This window comes from Rhodohalobacter halophilus (assembly GCF_001715195.1).
Taxonomy (GTDB): Bacteria; Bacteroidota; Rhodothermia; order Balneolales; family Balneolaceae; genus Rhodohalobacter; species Rhodohalobacter halophilus.
The window spans coordinates 58,082-77,232 of the sequence record NZ_MDWE01000023.1; the positions used below are offsets into that span (position 1 = coordinate 58,082).

At 42.6% G+C, this 19,151-nt stretch carries 21 protein-coding genes and 1 tRNA gene; 15 read left to right on the plus strand and 7 right to left on the minus strand.

The features are described 5' to 3' along the window. Positions 1-130 precede the first annotated feature (130 nt). From BG260_RS14160 to BG260_RS07625, 7 genes are all read left to right on the plus strand, one after another. The gene (locus tag BG260_RS14160) at positions 131-304 is read left to right on the plus strand and encodes a hypothetical protein (protein WP_176719455.1); all 174 of its coding nucleotides are present in this window, start codon (positions 131-133) and stop codon (positions 302-304) included. Positions 305-416: 112 nt separating this feature from the next. After that, positions 417-950, plus strand: a complete 534-nt coding sequence (locus BG260_RS07605) for a hypothetical protein (RefSeq protein WP_069131366.1) — start codon at positions 417-419, stop codon at positions 948-950. Further along, the gene (locus tag BG260_RS07610) at positions 926-1,480 is read left to right on the plus strand and encodes a hypothetical protein (RefSeq protein WP_069131367.1); all 555 of its coding nucleotides are present in this window, start codon (positions 926-928) and stop codon (positions 1,478-1,480) included. The genes BG260_RS07605 and BG260_RS07610 overlap by 25 nt, the downstream gene beginning before the upstream one ends. Position 1,481: 1 nt before the next feature. Next, positions 1,482-1,802: a hypothetical protein gene (locus BG260_RS07615; protein WP_069131368.1), complete on the plus strand. Its 321-nt coding sequence runs from the start codon at positions 1,482-1,484 to the stop codon at positions 1,800-1,802. A 53-nt stretch (positions 1,803-1,855) separates the two neighbouring features. Continuing rightward, a complete protein-coding gene (locus tag BG260_RS07620) occupies positions 1,856-2,098 on the plus strand; it encodes a hypothetical protein (RefSeq protein ID WP_069131369.1) in 243 nt (80 codons plus the stop codon). Next, entirely contained in the window at positions 2,098-2,259 is a 162-nt protein-coding gene (locus tag BG260_RS14165; RefSeq protein WP_176719456.1) for a hypothetical protein, read from the plus strand. The genes BG260_RS07620 and BG260_RS14165 overlap by 1 nt, the downstream gene beginning before the upstream one ends. Continuing rightward, positions 2,243-2,503 (plus strand): hypothetical protein, encoded by a 261-nt coding sequence (locus BG260_RS07625; RefSeq protein WP_141691540.1) that lies wholly within the window; start codon positions 2,243-2,245, stop codon positions 2,501-2,503. The genes BG260_RS14165 and BG260_RS07625 overlap by 17 nt, the downstream gene beginning before the upstream one ends. A 517-nt stretch (positions 2,504-3,020) precedes the next feature. Here BG260_RS07625 and BG260_RS07635 read toward each other — a convergent pair. Then, positions 3,021-3,094 (minus strand) — tRNA-Val (locus BG260_RS07635). A 115-nt stretch (positions 3,095-3,209) separates the two neighbouring features. Between BG260_RS07635 and nusB the strand changes: the two genes are divergently transcribed. Genes nusB through ychF form a run of 3 tightly spaced genes read left to right on the plus strand, consistent with a single transcriptional unit; the run spans position 3,210 to position 5,437 of the window. Next, positions 3,210-3,665, plus strand: coding sequence for a transcription antitermination factor NusB (gene nusB / locus BG260_RS07640; protein WP_069131372.1), 456 nt, complete (start codon positions 3,210-3,212; stop codon positions 3,663-3,665). Positions 3,666-3,668: 3 nt separating this feature from the next. Further along, a complete protein-coding gene (locus BG260_RS07645) occupies positions 3,669-4,331 on the plus strand; it encodes a metallophosphoesterase family protein (RefSeq protein ID WP_069131373.1) in 663 nt (220 codons plus the stop codon). Between the two features lie 11 nt (positions 4,332-4,342). After that, a complete protein-coding gene (gene ychF / locus BG260_RS07650) occupies positions 4,343-5,437 on the plus strand; it encodes a redox-regulated ATPase YchF (protein WP_069131374.1) in 1,095 nt (364 codons plus the stop codon). Positions 5,438-5,490: 53 nt separating this feature from the next. Here ychF and BG260_RS07655 read toward each other — a convergent pair whose 3' ends face one another. From BG260_RS07655 to pckA, 5 genes are all read right to left on the minus strand, one after another. Continuing rightward, complete coding sequence (locus tag BG260_RS07655; protein ID WP_083750165.1) at positions 5,491-6,114, minus strand: SPOR domain-containing protein; 624 nt, start codon at positions 6,112-6,114, stop codon at positions 5,491-5,493. Between the two features lie 4 nt (positions 6,115-6,118). After that, on the minus strand, positions 6,119-6,982 hold the full coding sequence (locus tag BG260_RS07660; RefSeq protein ID WP_069131376.1) for an aldehyde dehydrogenase family protein: 864 nt from the start codon (positions 6,980-6,982) through the stop codon (positions 6,119-6,121). A 19-nt stretch (positions 6,983-7,001) separates the two neighbouring features. Continuing rightward, entirely contained in the window at positions 7,002-8,531 is a 1,530-nt protein-coding gene (locus BG260_RS07665) for an aldehyde dehydrogenase family protein (RefSeq protein WP_083750166.1), read from the minus strand. Positions 8,532-8,591: 60 nt separating this feature from the next. Beyond that, the gene (deoC, locus tag BG260_RS07670) at positions 8,592-9,500 is read right to left on the minus strand and encodes a deoxyribose-phosphate aldolase (protein ID WP_069131451.1); all 909 of its coding nucleotides are present in this window, start codon (positions 9,498-9,500) and stop codon (positions 8,592-8,594) included. A gap of 152 nt (positions 9,501-9,652) precedes the next feature. Beyond that, on the minus strand, positions 9,653-11,257 hold the full coding sequence (gene pckA / locus BG260_RS07675) for a phosphoenolpyruvate carboxykinase (ATP) (protein WP_069131377.1): 1,605 nt from the start codon (positions 11,255-11,257) through the stop codon (positions 9,653-9,655). Between the two features lie 260 nt (positions 11,258-11,517). Here pckA and BG260_RS07680 point away from each other — a divergent pair, with 260 nt between their 5' ends. From BG260_RS07680 to BG260_RS07695, 4 genes are all read left to right on the plus strand, one after another. Then, positions 11,518-12,366 (plus strand): carbon-nitrogen hydrolase, encoded by an 849-nt coding sequence (locus BG260_RS07680; protein WP_069131378.1) that lies wholly within the window; start codon positions 11,518-11,520, stop codon positions 12,364-12,366. A 114-nt stretch (positions 12,367-12,480) separates the two neighbouring features. After that, the gene (leuS, locus tag BG260_RS07685) at positions 12,481-15,066 is read left to right on the plus strand and encodes a leucine--tRNA ligase (RefSeq protein WP_069131379.1); all 2,586 of its coding nucleotides are present in this window, start codon (positions 12,481-12,483) and stop codon (positions 15,064-15,066) included. 4 nt (positions 15,067-15,070) lie between these two features. Then, entirely contained in the window at positions 15,071-15,409 is a 339-nt protein-coding gene (locus BG260_RS07690) for a tRNA-binding protein (protein ID WP_069131380.1), read from the plus strand. A gap of 49 nt (positions 15,410-15,458) precedes the next feature. Then, a complete protein-coding gene (locus BG260_RS07695; protein WP_069131381.1) occupies positions 15,459-17,477 on the plus strand; it encodes an ATP-dependent helicase in 2,019 nt (672 codons plus the stop codon). Here the strand turns inward: BG260_RS07695 and BG260_RS07700 are convergent. After that, on the minus strand, positions 17,474-17,707 hold the full coding sequence (locus BG260_RS07700) for a hypothetical protein (protein ID WP_069131452.1): 234 nt from the start codon (positions 17,705-17,707) through the stop codon (positions 17,474-17,476). The genes BG260_RS07695 and BG260_RS07700 overlap by 4 nt on opposite strands. Before the next feature lie 59 nt (positions 17,708-17,766). Here BG260_RS07700 and der point away from each other — a divergent pair, with 59 nt between their 5' ends. Further along, complete coding sequence (gene der, locus BG260_RS07705) at positions 17,767-19,077, plus strand: ribosome biogenesis GTPase Der (RefSeq protein WP_069131382.1); 1,311 nt, start codon at positions 17,767-17,769, stop codon at positions 19,075-19,077. Positions 19,078-19,151 lie beyond the last annotated feature (74 nt).

Sequence of the window (19,151 nt, forward strand, 5' to 3'; positions counted from 1 at the left end):
CTGAAATGCCTTCAGAATGAGATCAATCGAGCTGAGAGGGCTTCAGTTGAAACTGGCCTTATATCACCTTTATTGGCTCTAAAAAAAGAATATAGACGAGTTTCACTAACACTAACAAAGCACCACACCAATGACAGAAAAAAAACTGGCTGATATTGCCAAATTCATACGAATGAGAAAGCAAGCAATCGAACATGAAACCGACTTCAACAAAGGTATGAACCATGCCTATCAGGATATTCTCTTTTTAGTGGAAGATATGCTGGCAGATCCTGAGTTCCCTATTGATAAAGTTTTAGACTAAACCCCAAGACCATGACCGCAAATAAACGACTCCCCGAACTTGAAACAATCATACTGGCACTGTTTGCCACATTAATTTTAATCGCAATAATCATTTAAAAACATAAAATCAGATGAATCTAACGGAAACCGAACAGTACAAAAGACTATCAAATTTACCGCAAAAAATCAGTTCTCTTGAATCCAAGCTGAAGAAAACACGAACTGAATATAACGAAGCTCTGAACGCAAAGGATGAAGCCAATCGGGATTTAGATAAGGCATACAAAGCAGGAAACAGCTCTGAAATTGACGAAGCAAAAAAGGCGGCACGTAATGCCACCAATACCGTTGAAGCCCTTCAGGAGCAAATACAGGACGCAAATAAGGAACTCGAAGAGGCAAACAAACAGCTTCAAGAAGTATCTGCCGATTATCGGAAAATTGTTGTCAAACAGGCGAACAAGGTATTAAAAAAGTTCCTTCCGGTTGTCGAAGAAATGGACGAACTCAATGCAGAGCTAAAAGAGATGTGTAAATGTGTTTCGTTTGGAAGCCTTAGTAAAAAACACCGTGTTGCACCCCCTGTTCCGTCTTTGAGTATTAGTAAGCAAACCGAAAAATTAAAAAAGAAAATACAATCATGGGATTCTGCTACCGGAAAATAACATTCAAGGAGTTACCGGAACCGATACGCACACCGCTTTTATTAGCTGTTGCGGAACTACCGGACTATGAAAAACTGCCGTTGATGCTCTTAGTTGAAGCGACACCGGATAACGCCACAATGACGAAGCAAAGCCGTGTAAATGGATTCTGTACACTGTCAGAACCTTATCTGATTGCCGTTGTTGTCAGACAGTTGAGCAAGACAATAAACACCCTATACCATGAATATGAACATTACGCTGTTCATCGTATGGCATTGAAAAAAATGGGATGGGATGAAATCACAAACGGCCATATTAAATTTGCTGAATCTATACTGGAACCCGACAGCGACAGAGCCGGAAAGCAAGGAATAGAAGCCTTTAAAAGCAAATATCCAGACCTGTTTAATGAAGGTGAAGCGTGTTCAATTCAATGGATGAAACAGAACGGATTCAGTGATTATAACGAAAACCAAACGAATCCGGCAGACTTTCTATCTGAACTGGATGAAAGTATTTCAATAATGAAAACCATAAACAAATCATAAAATGATGACACGAGAAAAATTTGAACAAACAAAATCAGAACTCCGATCAGGACTGGAGCAGATAGCGGATTCTGTTCGCAAAGGTGAACTAACCAAAGAGCAGGCGAAGCCATTTCGCAAAAACATTATTGATCTTTGGATGATGGAAGAACTCGGATATGAACATTACAAGATGTATGCCGGTATGCAGAGCCAGCTTGTCGAAATGGATCTACAAACAGCACAGGCACGGCAGGAGGCTTTAAATCTGCAAATTGAGATGCTACAAGCTGAACTGGCTGAAGTCAGGCGACATATTGAAGCAAGGCGACACTTAGGATAACCCCCATAAAATGGGCTATAAATAGTAATTACAATTATTTAAATAAATTTGTAATGGCAGATAAACGAAGCAGAAAGCGCAAAGCGTACACAGTAGACCAGGTTCTTTTGATAGGCTCTCACGCTCTTCAGGAGATGGAGCGGATACTTTTATCTGATGCAGATAATAACGAAAAGATCCGTTCAGCTAATGCAATCAGTACGCTTATAAACAGCTATCGAAGGTTAGTAGAAACTTCTGAAATTGTGGAGCGGATCGAAGCTCTCGAAAACAGACAGCTCAAAAAAGTAAGCTGATGAAATTTGATAAACGACTCGATAAGCTGGAAGCCATTGCACCGGATAGAGAATATCCTACTTATGGCGAATTGTTAAAGCTGGAAGCCACGTCAGGAACGAAGGAGAATAAGGAATTTTTGAACCTATACAATGAAAACCGATATGATGAATCTGAATAAAAGAATATCTGAACTTGAAGAGCTTCACGCACCAAAAAAGGATCTGCCTACTGCATGGATCGCCATTGCTGAAGGCGATGGATCTGTGAGCGCTTCACATATCAAACATGGAAAACATGAATTTGATAACGTTGATGACTTTGAAGCATTCAGAAAAGAAAAGGGAATTATTGAAGGCGACTTTATCGAAGTTGTTATCGTGAATGCTAAGGATTGCAAAGGAGAACCCCCGAAAGAGCTATAAATCATTATTTCATCTGGAGCCTCTCAGTTGGTAGCTGAGGGGCTTTTTTATTAGACCTATACCATTGCACCGGATGAGATCGAAGCTCTCAGGCCAAATATGAAAGCCGTTTCTGAGCCGTGAGGGGCATTTTTGCGAATATTGGTAATAGAGAGGCATATCCAAAAAAAATGAGCCAGCACCTTCACCACAAAGGAAACTGGCTCTCGAACAATTAACACTTTATTGATGTAGCACCACACCACAATCAATATAGTGAATATTGATAGGTGATATAAACCACCGTATCAATTCCTTTCAGGTTCATGGTAAAAATGGTAAAAATGGTAGTTCAACAAAACATATTATTTTTGCACTTACTGAAATCATGGTATTAATGGTAAAAATGGCGTTTCAACAAAACATTTAATTTTTCACCTTCACCACTCAGAACCGTTGATTTTGCTCACTTTTCAGTAACAAAAATGGTAACGCAAAAACTAAACCATTGAACACCAATGACTTACAGTTTTGATTGTGGGTTCAGGCAGATTCGAACTGCCGACCTCATCGATGTCAACGATGCGCTCTAACCAACTGAGCTATGAACCCAAGAATCCAAATATACAATACTCCGCATTTGAATAGCAAAAGAAATCACACCCAAATCTTTCGGCTGAGTGTAAAGCTTTGTATTTTTCAAGTCTTTGAAAATTTATAAACAAGTATGTCGAACAGAAGAGCAGCACGGGAATCAGCACTAAAATCCATTTATGCGGTAGAGGTAGGCAGCAGCCGCACGCAGGATGTTACTAAAAATATCATCAAGGCTGAATTGAAAGATGACACTGATTCCATCAAATTTGCAGAAAAATTACTCCTGGTTACAGTAGATCATGCACATGAGTACGATGAAATTATTCAGAATCATATCAACAATTGGAAAGTTAATCGCTTGGCCACGCTTGATAAACTCATATTAAGAATGGCCATTTCCGAGTTTTTATACTTCGAAGATATCCCCACAAAAGTGACCATAAATGAAGCTATTGAATTGGCAAAAGATTATTCAACCCGAAAAAGCGGTAATTTTGTTAACGGAATATTAGATGCTGTTCTCAACCAATTCAAAAAAGAAGGTAAAATTAAAAAGTCCGGAAGAGGTTTAATCGAAACCTCATAATTTATGAGTCAACAACTAATCGCAATTGGCGACATTCACGGATGCGTGGAATCCCTGAAGGCTCTTTGGAAAAAGCTTGAGTCTTATCCGGACGCCAAAATTATATTTATCGGAGATTATATTGATCGGGGGCCGGACTCTAAAGGGGTTGTAGACTTTCTTCTTCATGTAAAAAATGATCGTGATTGTGTATTTCTGAGAGGGAATCATGAGCAGATGCTGTTGGACTCTTTCAAATCAAAAAAAGATTACAACTGGATCATGAATGGCGGTAGCTCCACATTAGACTCCTACGGAGTGAATGACGCGGTGGATATCCCTGAAGCACATCTGGACTTTTACAGACAAACGGAACTCTATTACGATACTGAGGAGTACTTTTTTGTACATGCCGGTGTCCCGTCTCATCAACCAATACGAGAAACTCTTAAAACAGATGAGTTTAACGATTTCTTTTTATGGGGAAGGGAACATGTCGACTCTTTTGAGACGCCGTGGGAAAAAACTGTCGTGTTTGGGCACACACCGCGGCCGTATCCAATTCAGAAAAAGAAAATGATCGGTATTGACACCGGGTGTGTCTACGAAAAATTGGGTTATGGAAAATTAACTGCTGTTCTGCTACCCGAACGAACTTTTATACAACAAACTTCACTCGATATTTAGGTAAGGAATTTATGAATTTAAAATGTGGTATTGTCGGACTCCCAAACGTTGGAAAGTCCACACTTTTTAATGCGCTCAGTAATGCAGGAGCAGAATCCGCAAACTTTCCATTTTGTACGATTGATCCGAATGTGGGTTTGGTTACTGTTCCTGATGATCGCCTTGATAAATTGTCAGAATTGATTCAACCAAAACAGACGCTGCCTGCAACAATTGAGTTTGTTGATATTGCGGGGCTTGTTAAAGGAGCATCCGAAGGAAAAGGAAAGGGGAATGCATTTCTCTCTCATATTCGCGAGGTAGACCTGATTGTTCATGTTGTTCGATGTTTTGAAGACGATGACATTATCCACGTTGAAGGATCTGTAGATCCGGAGCGCGATATTCATATCATTGAAGACGAATTGATCCTGAAAGATCTTGAGTCTGTAGAGAAGCGTGTAGAAAATCTCAAAAAACAGTCGAAAAGTGGGGACAAGAAAATTGTAGCCGAGCTAGATATCGTTCAAAGACTGGCAAACCATCTGGAAGAAGGGAACAGTGCCCGTACCTTTGATGCAGATGAAGAGGATAGAAAAGCTTTCCGTGATCTCTCCCTGCTATCCGACAAACCGGTTCTCTACGCCTGCAATGTATCAGAAGATGAGATCAACACTGGAAATGATTATGTAGAGACGGTTCGATCCATAGCTTCTAAATTTGATGATGAGGTGGTGACATTTTGCGCAAAGATTGAAGCTGAAATTGCAGAGTTGGATGAAACTGAAAAAGAGATGTTTTTGGAAGAACTTGGTGTCGACTCCGCCGGTCTCGACCGTTTAATTCAGGCTGCATTCAAGAATCTTGGACTCATTACTTATTTCACGGCCGGAGAGAAAGAGGTTCGTGCCTGGACGATTAAAAAGGGTACAAAAGCTCCTCAGGCAGCCGGAGTGATTCACACCGATTTTGAAAAAGGATTTATCCGGGCTGAAACAATAGCTTATGACGATTATGTCTCTCTCGGGTCAGAGAAAGCCGCAAAAGAGGCCGGTAAAATGAGGCAGGAAGGGAAAGAGTATGTCGTTCAGGATGGCGATGTGATGCTCTTCCGTTTTAATGTGTAGATAAACTTACTAAATACAAATCCCGACTCTTTGTTGAGTTGGGATTTTTTGTATCAATCTACGATTACTTGCTCCGGTTCATCTTCAGTGATCTCAATCTCCAGAAACCTGAATCTGGTCGTATCCGCCGGAACTCTTTCAGGCTCAATCCGGTCGTGAACGATCCAGGCTTCCGGGTAATCTTCCTTAATCAGGCGTGAAAATTCAATTGCTTTCTCTCGATTTGAAAAGTCTCCGGCACGAACCCTATAATAAGGTTGACGGAAATGCACATACGCGTTGGGTTTATACCCATCAATGGTGCTATCTGCCCATGCAACAAAATGATCCCGGGTGGTATCGGCATGGACCACATCCCTGGTGGAGAGTATCTGCACTCGATATCCTGCATATCGATCCACCTGCTGCTCTTCAAATGTTACCTCGCGGGTAAACTGTTCCGGTAGATCGTGTTGTATCGTTGAAAACTGATCCGTTAATCGATTTCTGTTTAAGTAGAGCTGCTGTTCAAATTCATCCAGTTCCTCCAGGACAAACTCTTCAACCACCTCATTATCAATTTTCAGGTAGGGTGATCGTTCACCTCCGGCCGAGTCATCCGAATCAGAAACCGTTTCAGTCGTGGCGCAACTGACGGCGATCATCATTGCCAATAGTACGAGTCCAATATTTTTCATAATGCTAAATTCCGGCTGGGTGCCAGGTTGTCTTTTGCTCCTGAAACTCCAAAATCAAATATGGATTTTCATGGGTGTCATCACTCCAGTCATCAACAGGGTAGTGGTGAACTCTTTTAACGCTTATAGACGCATTTTCGTCAATAAGTTTCCGGATTTCTTTGTCCGTTATACAGTTTAACACTGCATTTACATCCATGTGTTTGGTCAGATGATCTAACATTTCTTTCCGGTAACCGGTTAAGATGTTCACTACGCCTCCGGGTACATCCGAAGAGTGCAGAACCTCTCCGAAGCTGACTGCAGAAAGTGGATAGCTTTCAGAAGCCAAAACCACACATGTGTTTCCACCTGCAATAACCGGTGCTATCAATGAAACAATAGATAAAAGTGGAGATTCGTCGGAAGAAATAACCGCAACAACACCTGTAGGTTCCGGGGAAGTGAAGTTAAAATGTTGACTTGCTACCGGATTAATACTGCCAAAAACCTGAGGATACTTATCCGTCCAGCCGGCAAAGTAGATTAATCTGTCTATTGATAATTCAACTTCTTTTTCTGCAGTTTTGGTCTTCATTCCACCTCTCTGAAGCTCATTCACAAACTGATCTTTGCGACCTTCCAGCATTTCGGCAATCCGATAGAGAATTTGTCCGCGGTTATAAGCCGATTTTTCGCTCCAGCCAGAAAATGCCGTACGTGCCGGAATCACTGCATCACGTACATCTTTCCGGGTGCAGCGACATGCGTTGGCAATGATATGATCATCAACATCTCGAATGGGATAAGTTCTCCCGGATTCACTCCTTGGAAACTTCCCGCCAACGTATGTTTTATAGGTTTTTAGTATTTCAATTCTGTCAGACATAGTAATATTTATTAAAAACTTATCGGTTGGCTGATAGACGAACATATGGGTAGAGGCCATGAAGGCCACCTTCTCGGCCAATTCCACTCTCTTTATATCCGCCAAATGGTGATGTTGGATCAAATTTGTTGTAGGTATTCGCCCAAACAACCCCAGAACGAATTTGTTGGCTCACTTTGAAAATCTTGGAACCTTTGTCAGTCCAAATACCTCCGGCAAGCCCATAAGGAGTATTATTTGCTTTCTCAACAGCTTCTTCAGGAGTTCGAAACGTTTGGATTGTAAGAACAGGTCCAAAGATCTCTTCCTGCACAATTCGATTACTTTGACCCACTCCTGTAAAAATAGTTGGTTTACAGAAAAATCCTTTCTCTGGCATTTCACAACTGCTTTGATGAATCGTGGCACCTTCCTGAACGCCAACCTCAAGATACTCTTGGATTTTGTTGTATTGCATGCGAGAGTTGATCGCCCCGATGTCTGTATTCTTGTCGAGTGGATCACCAACAATTAAGGTTTCCATTCTCTGTTTCAGTTTTGAAATCAATTTTTCTGAGATTCCTTCTTGCACCAGCAGGCGAGAACCGGCACAGCAAACATGCCCTTGGTTGAAAAAGATGGCATTAATAATTCCTTCTACAGCCTGATCAATTGAGGCATCCTCAAAAACAATATTCGGGCCTTTCCCGCCCAATTCGAGAGTAAATTTTTTGTCTGAACCGGCCAAAGATTTTTGAATTATCTTCCCAACCTCGGTAGAGCCCGTGAAAGCAATTTTACTCACATCGGGATGATCAACCAAAGCGGCACCTGTTGGACCTGCACCCGTGATTATGTTCACCACACCATCCGGTAAGCCTGCGTCCTTACAGATTTCGGCAAACTTCAATGCTGTCAACGGTGTGGTTTCAGCCGGTTTTAACACCACGGTGTTTCCTGCTGCAAGGGCAGGGGCAATTTTCCAGGATAGCATCAACAGCGGGAAATTCCATGGGATAATTTGACCGCAAACGCCTAACGGTTCGGCTTTGCGTCCCGGAAATGCATAATCAAGTTTATCTGCCCACCCTGCGTAATAGAAGAAATATGCTGCAGCAAGGGGAATATCTACATCGCGAGATTCCCGAATCGGCTTCCCGCCATCCATCGATTCAATAATGGCTAAATCCTTGGCGTGTTCTTGTATCATTCGGGCAATACGGAAAATGTATTTACCTCGATCTTTACCCGAAAGCTTACTCCAGGTCTTCTCATAAGCTCTATTGGCAGCTTTAACGGCACTATCCACATCTTCGGATGTGGCCTCTGTAAATTCAGCCAGCACCTCTTCCGTTGCAGGGTTGATGGTTTTCATCATCCGGCCTTTTTTTCCGGGCACAAACGCTCCATCAATAAAGAGATCATATCTCTCTTTCAGTTCTATATGATCGCTACTTTCCGGTGCAGGGCTGTATTGCCAGAACTCACTAAATTCCATTTTCAAATCTGCGTTTGGAGAGGTTGGTTTTTTCTCTCCATTCGAAGCATTCTCTGTTGTTTTCCGGTCCATTTCAAAAAAATTAATTTAAATTCTGATACGACTTAATCCGTTACAGTGTAATAAGATAGATCAATCAGTTGAGAAGTAATATGAGCTCTGATATACGCCTGTTTCCTGCTTTACAATTTGCATTAACAGATCGTTAGTCAGAGAGCTGGCCCCAAAACGGAACCACTCGGGTGTTAGCCATTTTGCTCCCAATGTTTCCTTAACCAATACAAGATATTGAAGCGCCTGTTTAGCTTTACGAATACCGCCGGCAGGTTTCATTCCGATCATTTTTCCGGTTGCTTGATAGTAATCCCGTATGGCTTCCAGCATAACGAGCGTTACCGGCTGTGTAGCGGCAGGTGAGATCTTACCTGTTGAGGTTTTAATGAAGTCGGCTCCTGCATACATGGCAATATCACTCGCTTTTCGAACATTTTCGTACGTTTCAAGTTCTCCTGTTTCAAGGATGACTTTCAGGTGCGCATCTCCGCAAGCATCTTTGATTGCCGCAATTTCATCAAAAATTAAATTGTAGTTGCCCTTCAAAAACTCGCCGCGTGAGATGACCATATCGATCTCATCAGCTCCCTCTTCTACAGCATATTTTGTGTCATCGAGCTTCACCTGTAACGGAGCCATACCGCTTGGAAACGCAGTGGCCACACTGGCTACATTAATTTCAGTTCCTTGTAGTGCTTTTTTAGCTGTAGAAACCATGTTTGGATAGACGCATATCGCTGCAACTGAAGGCAGTTCAGGCATTGGGGCATACGGAACCCGTGCTTTTCGGCAAAGTTGAACGACTTTCCCCTCTGAGTCTTTTCCCTCAAGCGTGGTGAGGTCAATCATACTCAATGCCAGCTTTAAAGCCTGCATTTTCGACTCTTTTTTTATACTTCTTTTATTGAGCCGGCTCACACGCTCTTCGACGCCTACTTTGTCGATGGAAACCGTTGTGTTAAAATCCGGAATAGTGTTTGTACTCATCAATTCATCATTCAATTCTTACAAAAATATCAGGATGTAAATGTAAGGATATTCAAGTCTGTCTGAAAGTAGAGGAGAAGAGTTCTTCCGGAAATAAAAAAACCCGGACTGAACAAAACAGTACCGGGTTTTAACGTGAATTCAGAAATCCATCAGATATTGGGGCCGGCTTGAAGAATCTCTTCGCTGGCCTGTTTGGCAAATTTTCTGAAATTATCCTTGAACATCTTCGCGAGCTCATTCGCCTTCTTGTCGTATGCTGCCTTATCCTTCCACGTCTCTTTAGGATTTAACACTTTATCAGGAACTCCCTCGATGTGAGTAGGAATTTGCAGCCCAAATACCGGTTCAGTAACAAAATCAACTCCATCAAGGTTACCTTCGAGTGCTTCGTTAAGCATCTTACGTGTATGAGAAAGTTTCATTCTGCTGCCTACACCATACATACCTCCGGTCCAACCGGTATTGACCAGCCAAACATTGGAGTCGTGCTTTCTGATTTTATCAGCAAGCAGTTCAGCATATACCGTTGCGTGAAGAGGTAAGAAAGGAGCTCCAAAACATGCAGAAAAAGTAGCCTGTGGTTCAGTTACCCCTCTTTCAGTGCCGGCAACTTTTGCCGTATATCCACTGATGAAGTGATACATTGCCTGTTCAGGTGTCAATTTCGAGATGGGAGGGAGTACTCCGAAAGCATCAGCAGTGAGAAATACAACATTTTTGGGATGTCCGCCTCTGCCGGTTTCACTTGAATTTGGAATAAAGCTTATCGGGTATGCACAACGTGTATTTTGTGTTAGGCTGTCGTCCGTAAAATCGGGGACCCGATTTTCATCTAAAACAACATTCTCCAGAATGGTACCGGGCATCTGGGTAGTTTGGTAGATTTCCGGCTCACCCTCTGGGGAGAGATTGATCGTCTTTGCATAACAGCCGCCCTCAATGTTAAAAACACCGTTATCACTCCAGCCATGTTCATCATCACCGATAAGGGTTTTGCTTGCATCAGCTGACAGAGTGGTTTTCCCGGTGCCTGACAATCCAAAAAATACCGTAGTATTTCCATTGTCATCCACATTAGCAGAACAGTGCATTGCCATGACGTTTTTCTTGGGCAATAAATAGTTCATGACAGCAAAAATTCCTTTTTTCACCTCGCCCGAGTAGAGAGTACCTCCAATTAATATCATCTTCTTCTCGAAATTGCAGAGAATAAAGGTACTGGATCGGGTTCCGTCAATTTCCGGGTCAGCGTGAAAGTTTGGAGCGGCTAAAACGGTGAATTCAGGTTCATGCGATTTTAGCTCCTCTTCAGAAGGATTGATAAACATATTGTGCGCAAACAATCCGTGATATGCAGCTTCACTTACTACTCGAACATTTAAACGGTATTCCGGGTCTGCTCCTGCAAAGAGGTCTTTTACATATAATTTTTTGCCGTCCAGATATTCAACCACTTTTTTGTGGAGGTTGTCAAAAATTTCTTCTGATATCGGCTGATTTACGGGCCCCCAGTCGATATCATCATTTATAGATGGCTGCTCAACCAGAAATTTATCTTTTGGTGAGCGGCCTGTATACTTACCGGTTTGCACCTGAAGTACCATTTTGTCGGTAAGTTGTGCCTCTCCGTTCGAAATTGCCTGCTCATACAGTTCAGATGGGTTCAAGTTCCACAGAGCCTGATCTGTATTTTTCAGCCCAAGATAGTCGAGTCCTACCTTGCTTTTAGGCTGCTTTTTGTAGTCAATGTTCATTTGAATGCTTTTTCTTTTAAAGATTTAGTACTTATTAAGAATTCGTTAGCAATTTGCAGCAATATATCTTCGATATAGCAGATCGCATGTCATGGTGCATAAAGGTAGGACTTTCCCCCCGTTTTTTGAAAAGAAAAGCGCTTCCAAAATCTATTTATAGAAAATCATCTGCTGAACTTAAATGGGTATTTCTATCGATTTCCTTACATTCATTTTTAAACAGTTATTCCAAACCTTTTTAAAACATTTATCAGGCCAACGTGAAATTTTCAGCCATTCAATTCAGTTGCACAGAAGAACCATCGCGTAACATTCAAAAAGCCGAAGAGATGATACGCAAAGCGGCTCATAATGGATCGGGTCTGATTGCACTTCAGGAGCTTTTCCATACAACCTACTTTTGCAGAGAAATTGATCAAGATTTTTTTTCCTGGGCTGAAGAGATTCCCGGCCCCATAACCCACAGATTCTCAAAATTAGCTAAAGAGCTGGGTGTTGTACTTTTAGTTCCGATGTTTGAAAAAAAAGCACCGGGCGTCTATTTCAACAGCATGGTTGTATTGGAAAAGGATGGGAGCATATTCGATTTGTATCGAAAAATGCACATTCCCGATGACCCGGGCTTTTACGAAAAATATTATTTCACACCGGGTGATAAAGGTTTTAAGGTAGTTGATACATCAGCCGGTAAGATTGGAACATTGATCTGCTGGGATCAATGGTTTCCGGAAGCAGCGAGACTGGCTTCAATGGCCGGGGCCGAATTATTGGTCTATCCAACTGCAATAGGAACACTTCCCGAAGAGAGTGATACAGACAAACAGGAGTTTATGGATGCCTGGCTTACGGTTCAAAGAAGTCATGCTATTGCAAATGGTTGTTATGTGGCCGGAATCAATCGGGTTGGAGTTGAGGGAGGGACCAAATTCTGGGGTAACTCCTTTGTGGCCGGCCCTTTTGGGCAGATCATTGCTCAAGCCGGAGAAGAGGAGGAGATACTAACGGTAGAGATAGATTTTGATGAAATTGAAAAACAGCGACAAACCTGGCCATTCTTCAGGGATAGAAGAATTGATGCTTATGGGGATCTTACTAAACGCTTTCTTTAAAAATTGAATGAGGTTTCCTGCCAGTCGGGCATGACCCTGTCCATTTTATTCTTTATCTTTTGAAGCTATTCAAATCGTTGAACAACGAACTGTAAACGTAATTAATCAGATTTAATGAGCTCATACGACCCCTCCGCAGTAGAAACACGCTGGCAACAATATTGGAAAGAGAACAAAACATTTAAAACACCGGAAGACCACGACAAACCCAAATATTATATTCTGGATATGTTTCCCTATCCAAGCGGTTCGGGCCTGCACGTTGGGCATCCGGAGGGATACACTGCTACTGATATTTTAGCTCGTTACAAAAGAATGAAGGGGTTTAATGTGTTACATCCAATTGGTTGGGACGCATTCGGTTTACCGGCTGAGCAGTATGCCATAAAAACCGGCACGCATCCGAGAGAAACCACCGAGAAAAATATCAACCGTTTCAGGGAACAGCTTCAAATGCTCGGTTTCTCCTACGACTGGGATCGGGAAGTAAATACAACTGATCCGGATTATTACAAATGGACTCAGTGGATTTTCTTGCAGCTCTATAATAAAGGGCTGGCGTATGAAGATGAAGTTCCGGTCAACTGGTGTCCTGAACTGGGTACGGTACTGGCCAACGAAGAGGTGATTGATGGGAAAAGTGAAGTGGGTGGGTTTCCGGTTATTCGGAAACCTATGCGGCAGTGGGTTCTGAAAATTACGGAGTATGCCGAACGTTTACTGGATGATCTGGATGATCTTGAGTGGCCCGATTCAACCAAAGAGATGCAGAGAAACTGGATCGGAAAATCAATTGGAGCTGAGATTGATTTTCAGATAAAGGAGTATGATGATAAAATTCGCGTATTTACTACTCGGCCTGATACAATATTTGGCGCCACTTACATGGTGCTGGCTCCGGAACACCACCTGGTGAATAAAATAACAACCGATGAACAACGCAAAGAGATCGATCAATACGTAGAAGAGGCTGCAAACAAATCGGATCTTGAGCGACAGGAAGTGAAAAACAAAACCGGCGTCTTTACCGGAGCGTATGCCATAAATCCTGTGAACGGTAAAGAGATTCCTATATGGGTGGCCGATTACGTGCTGGCCCACTATGGAACCGGAGCAATTATGGCCGTTCCGGCTCAGGATGAGCGGGATTGGGAATTTGCTGAAAAATTTGATCTGCCGATCATTCGAACCGTACAGCCGCCTGAAGATTTTGATGGAACAGCCTATACCGGAGAAGGTCCTGCAATAAACAGTGATTTCCTTAACGGAATGGAAATTGCAGAAGCAAAAGAGAAAATTACCGCATGGCTCGAAGAAAACGGTGTCGGTAAAAAAAGTGTGAATTTTAAATTGCGAGACTGGCTTTTTTCCCGCCAGCGGTATTGGGGCGAACCGTTTCCAATTATTCATGTGGATGGTAAACACAAGCCTCTGCCGGAATCTGAATTACCGGTAACTCTGCCCGAAGTGGATGATTTCCAACCGACAAAATCGGGTGAGCCTCCATTGGCACGTGCCAAGGATTGGGTTAAAACAACCGACCCGGAAACCGGTAAAGAAGCAATTCGTGAAACGAACACCATGCCTCAGTGGGCCGGATCCTGCTGGTACTACCTTCGCTACATTAGCCCCGAATTTGATGGTGGTCCGGTTGAAGAGAATGAAGAGAAGTACTGGATGCCGGTTGACCTCTATGTAGGAGGTGCCGAACACTCCGTTCTTCATCTACTCTATGCAAGGTTCTGGCACAAGGTGCTTTATGATTGCGGAGTCGTCTCCACGAAAGAACCATTTAAAAAATTGGTACACCAGGGGATGATTTTGGGAGAAATGGAGTACACCGCATTTGAGAAAGACGGAAAAACCATCTCTGCCGATGATGCCGAGGGGCTCGACGAGGTGTTACGTATTCCTTTATCAGAATCGGATGTGGAGAAGAGAGGTGACCGCTTTGTGATGAAGGGTACTGAGATTACAGTTGAAGCGCGTGCCCACAAAATGTCAAAATCCCGCGGTAATGTTATCAACCCGGATGATGTAGTGGACCAATACGGAGCGGACTCACTCAGGCTTTATGAGATGTTTATGGGTCCACTTGAACAGGTGAAACCCTGGAGTACAAAAGGAGTTGAGGGCGTCAATCGTTTCCTAAACCGATCATGGAGACTGTTTCTTGGTGAAGGGGAAGTGGAACAGCTGAACATAACGGATGTAGAACCGACTCTTGATCAGCTCAAAACTCTTCACGAAGCGATTAAAAAAGTGACTGAAGATATTGAGGCTATGCGTTTCAATACGGCCATTTCGGCTTTGATGATTTTCGTAAATGAAGCAAATCAATGGGATTCTGTTCCAAAGAGCATTGCGGAAGCTTACGTTCTCTTGTTATCTCCGTTTGCACCGCATATTGCAGAAGAGTTGTGGAGTAAGCTGGGACATAAAGAGAGCCTGGCATACGCTGAGTGGCCTGAACTTAATGAAGAGTACCTCAAAAGCGATACGATTGATTATCCCGTTCAGGTAAACGGTAAAGTTCGCGAACAGATTCAGGTGCCTGCAGATAAAGCCAAGGATAAAGAATTTGTGATTGGACTGGCCAAGCAGCAGGAGAAAGTTCAGAAATACCTGGACGGCTCCACTATAGTGAAAGAGATCTTCGTTCCGGGACGAATTGTGAACCTCGTTGTAAAACCAAACTAATATTGTGGAGAATCTCACCTGGGATCAATTTGAGCAAGTTGAGTTTCGAGTTGGAACGATTCTCAAAGCGGAGAATTTCCCCGAAGCTCATAAACCTGCCTATCTTCTCCAGGTTGATTTTGGGCCCGATATCGGAGTTAAAAAATCGAGTGCACAAATTACAGATTTATATAGCACTCAGGAACTGATTGGCAAACAGGTGATTGCTGTTGTAAACTTTCCACCCAAACAGATCGGCCCTGTCATGTCGGAGTGTCTGGTAACCGGTTTTTATCGAGAGGACGGAAGTGTGGTATTAGCTGTTCCTGATAAACATGTTGAAAAAGGTGCACGTTTGGGTTAATCCGCCTAAACATGTTTTTTACATACGATCATTTTTGATAGTTTAAGGTATGAAAAAGTTCGTACTCTCAGGCGAAGATCTTAATCCCGCCGATTATACCATCGATTATGAAAATCTGCTAAATAGAGCTCAAAATGAAGCTGTCATGCATGATAGTGGCCCGGCTCTTTTGGTAGCAGGAGCGGGTACCGGTAAAACAAGGACGTTGGTATATCGTGTTGCCAGACTCGTAGAGAGTGGAGTGGATCCATCCGAAATACTTCTTCTTACCTTTACAAGACGATCTGCAAATGAAATGCTGCGTAGAGCTAGCCAAATTCTGGATGAGAGATGTCAAAGGGTAGAGGGAGGGACATTTCATCACTATTGCAGTAAGTTATTGCATCAATATTCAGAGGCAATAGGGTACCCCGAAAATTTTACAATTATCGATACATCGGACGCTATGGATGCTATTCATATGGTACGAAGCCGCATGGACCTCTCTGTGGGAAAAAAGAGATTTCCTAAAAAGTCGACGCTCTACGCTATGATCAGTAGTTCGATCAATAAACAGAGATCCATCAGAGAAACTGTGGAAGATGAATATCCTCAGTTTTCAAGTTATATAGAAAAAATTGAAGAAGTATCTTCTAACTACCATGTCTACAAGGAGATAAACTTCGTCATGGACTTCGATGATCTCCTCGTTAAGACCCGAGATCTGTTGAAAAACAATCAGGATCTTCGCCAAAGAATCTCATCTAAAAATCGCCATGTAATGGTGGATGAGTATCAGGACACCAACGCACTTCAGGCAGAGTTAACTCAGTTATTTAGCAGTTATCATAACAATGTAATGGCCGTTGGGGATGATGCTCAAAGTATCTATTCGTTTAGAGGCGCCGATCATAAAAATATGATGCGTTTTCCTGAACTTTTTGGAGGTACAAAAGTCATCAAGCTTGAGGAGAATTATCGCTCCACACAGAAAATTCTGGACGTTGCCAATCGCGTATTGGAGGAGGCAAAAGAGAAGTTTGAGAAAAAACTCTTCACAAAAAATGAAGAAGGGGATCTGCCGGGGCTTGTGAAAGCGGCAAACATGAATGATCAAAGCCGGTTTTTGACTCAAATGATCCTGAATTTGCGCGAACAAGCTCATGAATTGAGTGACATTGCCGTTCTGTTCAGGAATGGGCGGGATTCATTTGACCTTGAGGTAATGCTGAACAAAAAAGAGATTCCATACATCAAATATGGCGGGCAAAAATTCACGGAGGCGGCACATGTTAAAGATGTATTGGCACACCTGAGAGTCCTTCTCAATCCTAAAGATTCGATTTCCTGGAACCGGATATTAATGCTGATTGATGGGATTGGGCCAAAAACTGCAGAGGAGCTCTTTTCGTGGTCAAACCGATCTGAGAATCCATTCCGCCCGGAGAACGCACCGAACATTAGTGAGCGATACCTGACACAGCTAAAAGCCCTCGGGGATCTATTTGCAAAGTTAAAGCAGTTGTCCGGTTCGGTTCCCGAACAACTTCAGGCAGTAGTCGACTACTACGCAATTTTTTGCAAAAAACGATTTGACGATCATCCTAAACGAATGAAAGACCTGGAAACATTTGTGGATATTTCGGGGACCTACAGAAACCTGGAAACGATGATTGAAGAGATCGCTCTTGATCCAATTGAAGCAACAGCTATTGAAACGGAAGCTGCTCAAAAAGATGAAAGTCCTTTGATTTTAAGTACTATTCATTCAGCAAAAGGACTCGAGTGGAAGACCGTTTTTCTAATTCAGTGCCTTGACGGAATTCTCCCATCCGGTTATGCATTGGATGATGATGAGCAGCTCGATGAAGAAGTTCGCCTGCTCTATGTTGCAGTTACTCGGGCTAAAGAGAATCTATTCATAACATATCCCGCACTGTTTCAAAGCAGATACGGGGATTACTTTTCCAATCCATCCCGTTTTATTGAAAACATTTCGGATGATTTAATGGAGCCGTGGCTCCTTGTTGAGGAGCAAAACTCTGTTCAAAAGCAGATAGAAGAGGAGGGAGCTCAATTAGAGAATTAAAGCTTCTTCAGTTGTTTTCGCTGCTTGTTAATGTCGGCAATCAACCATAATACAGGGTAAACCGGAACAAAAACAGCCAAAGAAAAAAAGATGATTTGCCTGTGTGCAGGTCGCTTTACTGAACAAATTCCGGCTACTCCGGCCATCCAGAAAACGAAGAACAGAAATGAAATAAACGCGACAATAATGGAGCCGACAAAACCGAATGTATTGTATAAAGTTTCAAGCATTAGCTTACGATAAAAATCCTTAACTTTCGTTGCGTTAAAATAAACAATTAATACAGAATATGAACCCGACAGTTTCAATCGTTGGCCGCCCCAATGTAGGAAAATCTACACTATTTAACCGTTTGATCGGGAGAAGAAAAGCCATTGTGCATGATGACTATGGTGTAACCCGCGACAGACACTATGGAGAGAGTTTTTGGAACGGACGAAATTTCACCGTCGTCGACACAGGCGGGTATTTACCCAACGAAGATGATGTAATAACAGCCGGAATTCGCGAACAGGTGCACCTTGCAATGGACGAATCGGATGTGATTCTCTTTGTTGTAGACACAGAAAGTGGCATTAGTTCGCTGGACCAATCTGTTGCCTCCATGCTTCGAAAACAGGAAAAACCGGTATTTCTTGTCGTCAACAAGGCAGATAATGAACAGAAGATGATGGAAGCCTACGAGTTTTACAGCTTGGGGTTCGATGAAATTTACCCGGTATCTGCAATTAGCGGAACCGGAACCGGAGATTTGCTCGACAAAGTAGTAGAGCAGCTGCCTCCTGAAGAGACCGAAAGTAAAGAGCCGGACTTTCCAAAAATTGCATTTGTCGGTCGGCCAAATGTTGGGAAAAGCAGCCTGATGAACTCTCTGCTAAAAAGTGATCGTTGCCTGGTGACGGACATACCCGGGACTACCCGCGACTCCATCAACAGCAAACTGGAATACGATGGAAAGAACTACATCATTGTCGATACTGCCGGCCTTCGTAAAAAAGCTAAGGTGAAAGAGAACGTAGAGTTTTACAGTACAGTTCGTACAAATAGAGCCATAAAAGAAGCAGATGTAGTAGTGCTTATGCTGGATGCAACTCAAGGATTTGATGACCAGGATAAGCGAATTCTGAGGGAGGCTGAAAACTTTAACAAAGGAATTGTAATCGCTCTCAATAAATGGGATATCGTTCCTGATAAGGATACAAACGTTCTTAAGGAGTTTCAGCAGTACATTTACAGCAAAGTTCCAACGATGAAGTATGTTCCTATCATCTCTATATCAGCCTTAACAGGTCAGCGGATTGAGCGCGTTATCAAAACGGCAGAAAAGGTGATAGAGGAACGGAGAAAACAAATCTCCACTCCACAACTGAACGATTTTATAGAAGCAATGTTGAAGGAGAGAGCCTTGCCCGTTAAGCGTGGGAGAAAGCTCAAAATTCAATATGCCGTTCAGGTGAAAAGTAACCCTCCGGTATTTAAATTTTTCATGAACAATCCGCAGGAGTTACCACCAAACTACAGACGTTTTATTGAGAGTAAATTACGTGAAGAGTATGGGTTTGAGGGAGTGCCGATTACGATGGTATTTCGTCAAAAATAACCCTTATATTTAATCAATAATCTTTTGAACTCGATTGCTCAAAGGCTTATTTTCAGTTCAAAATTAGTATCAGA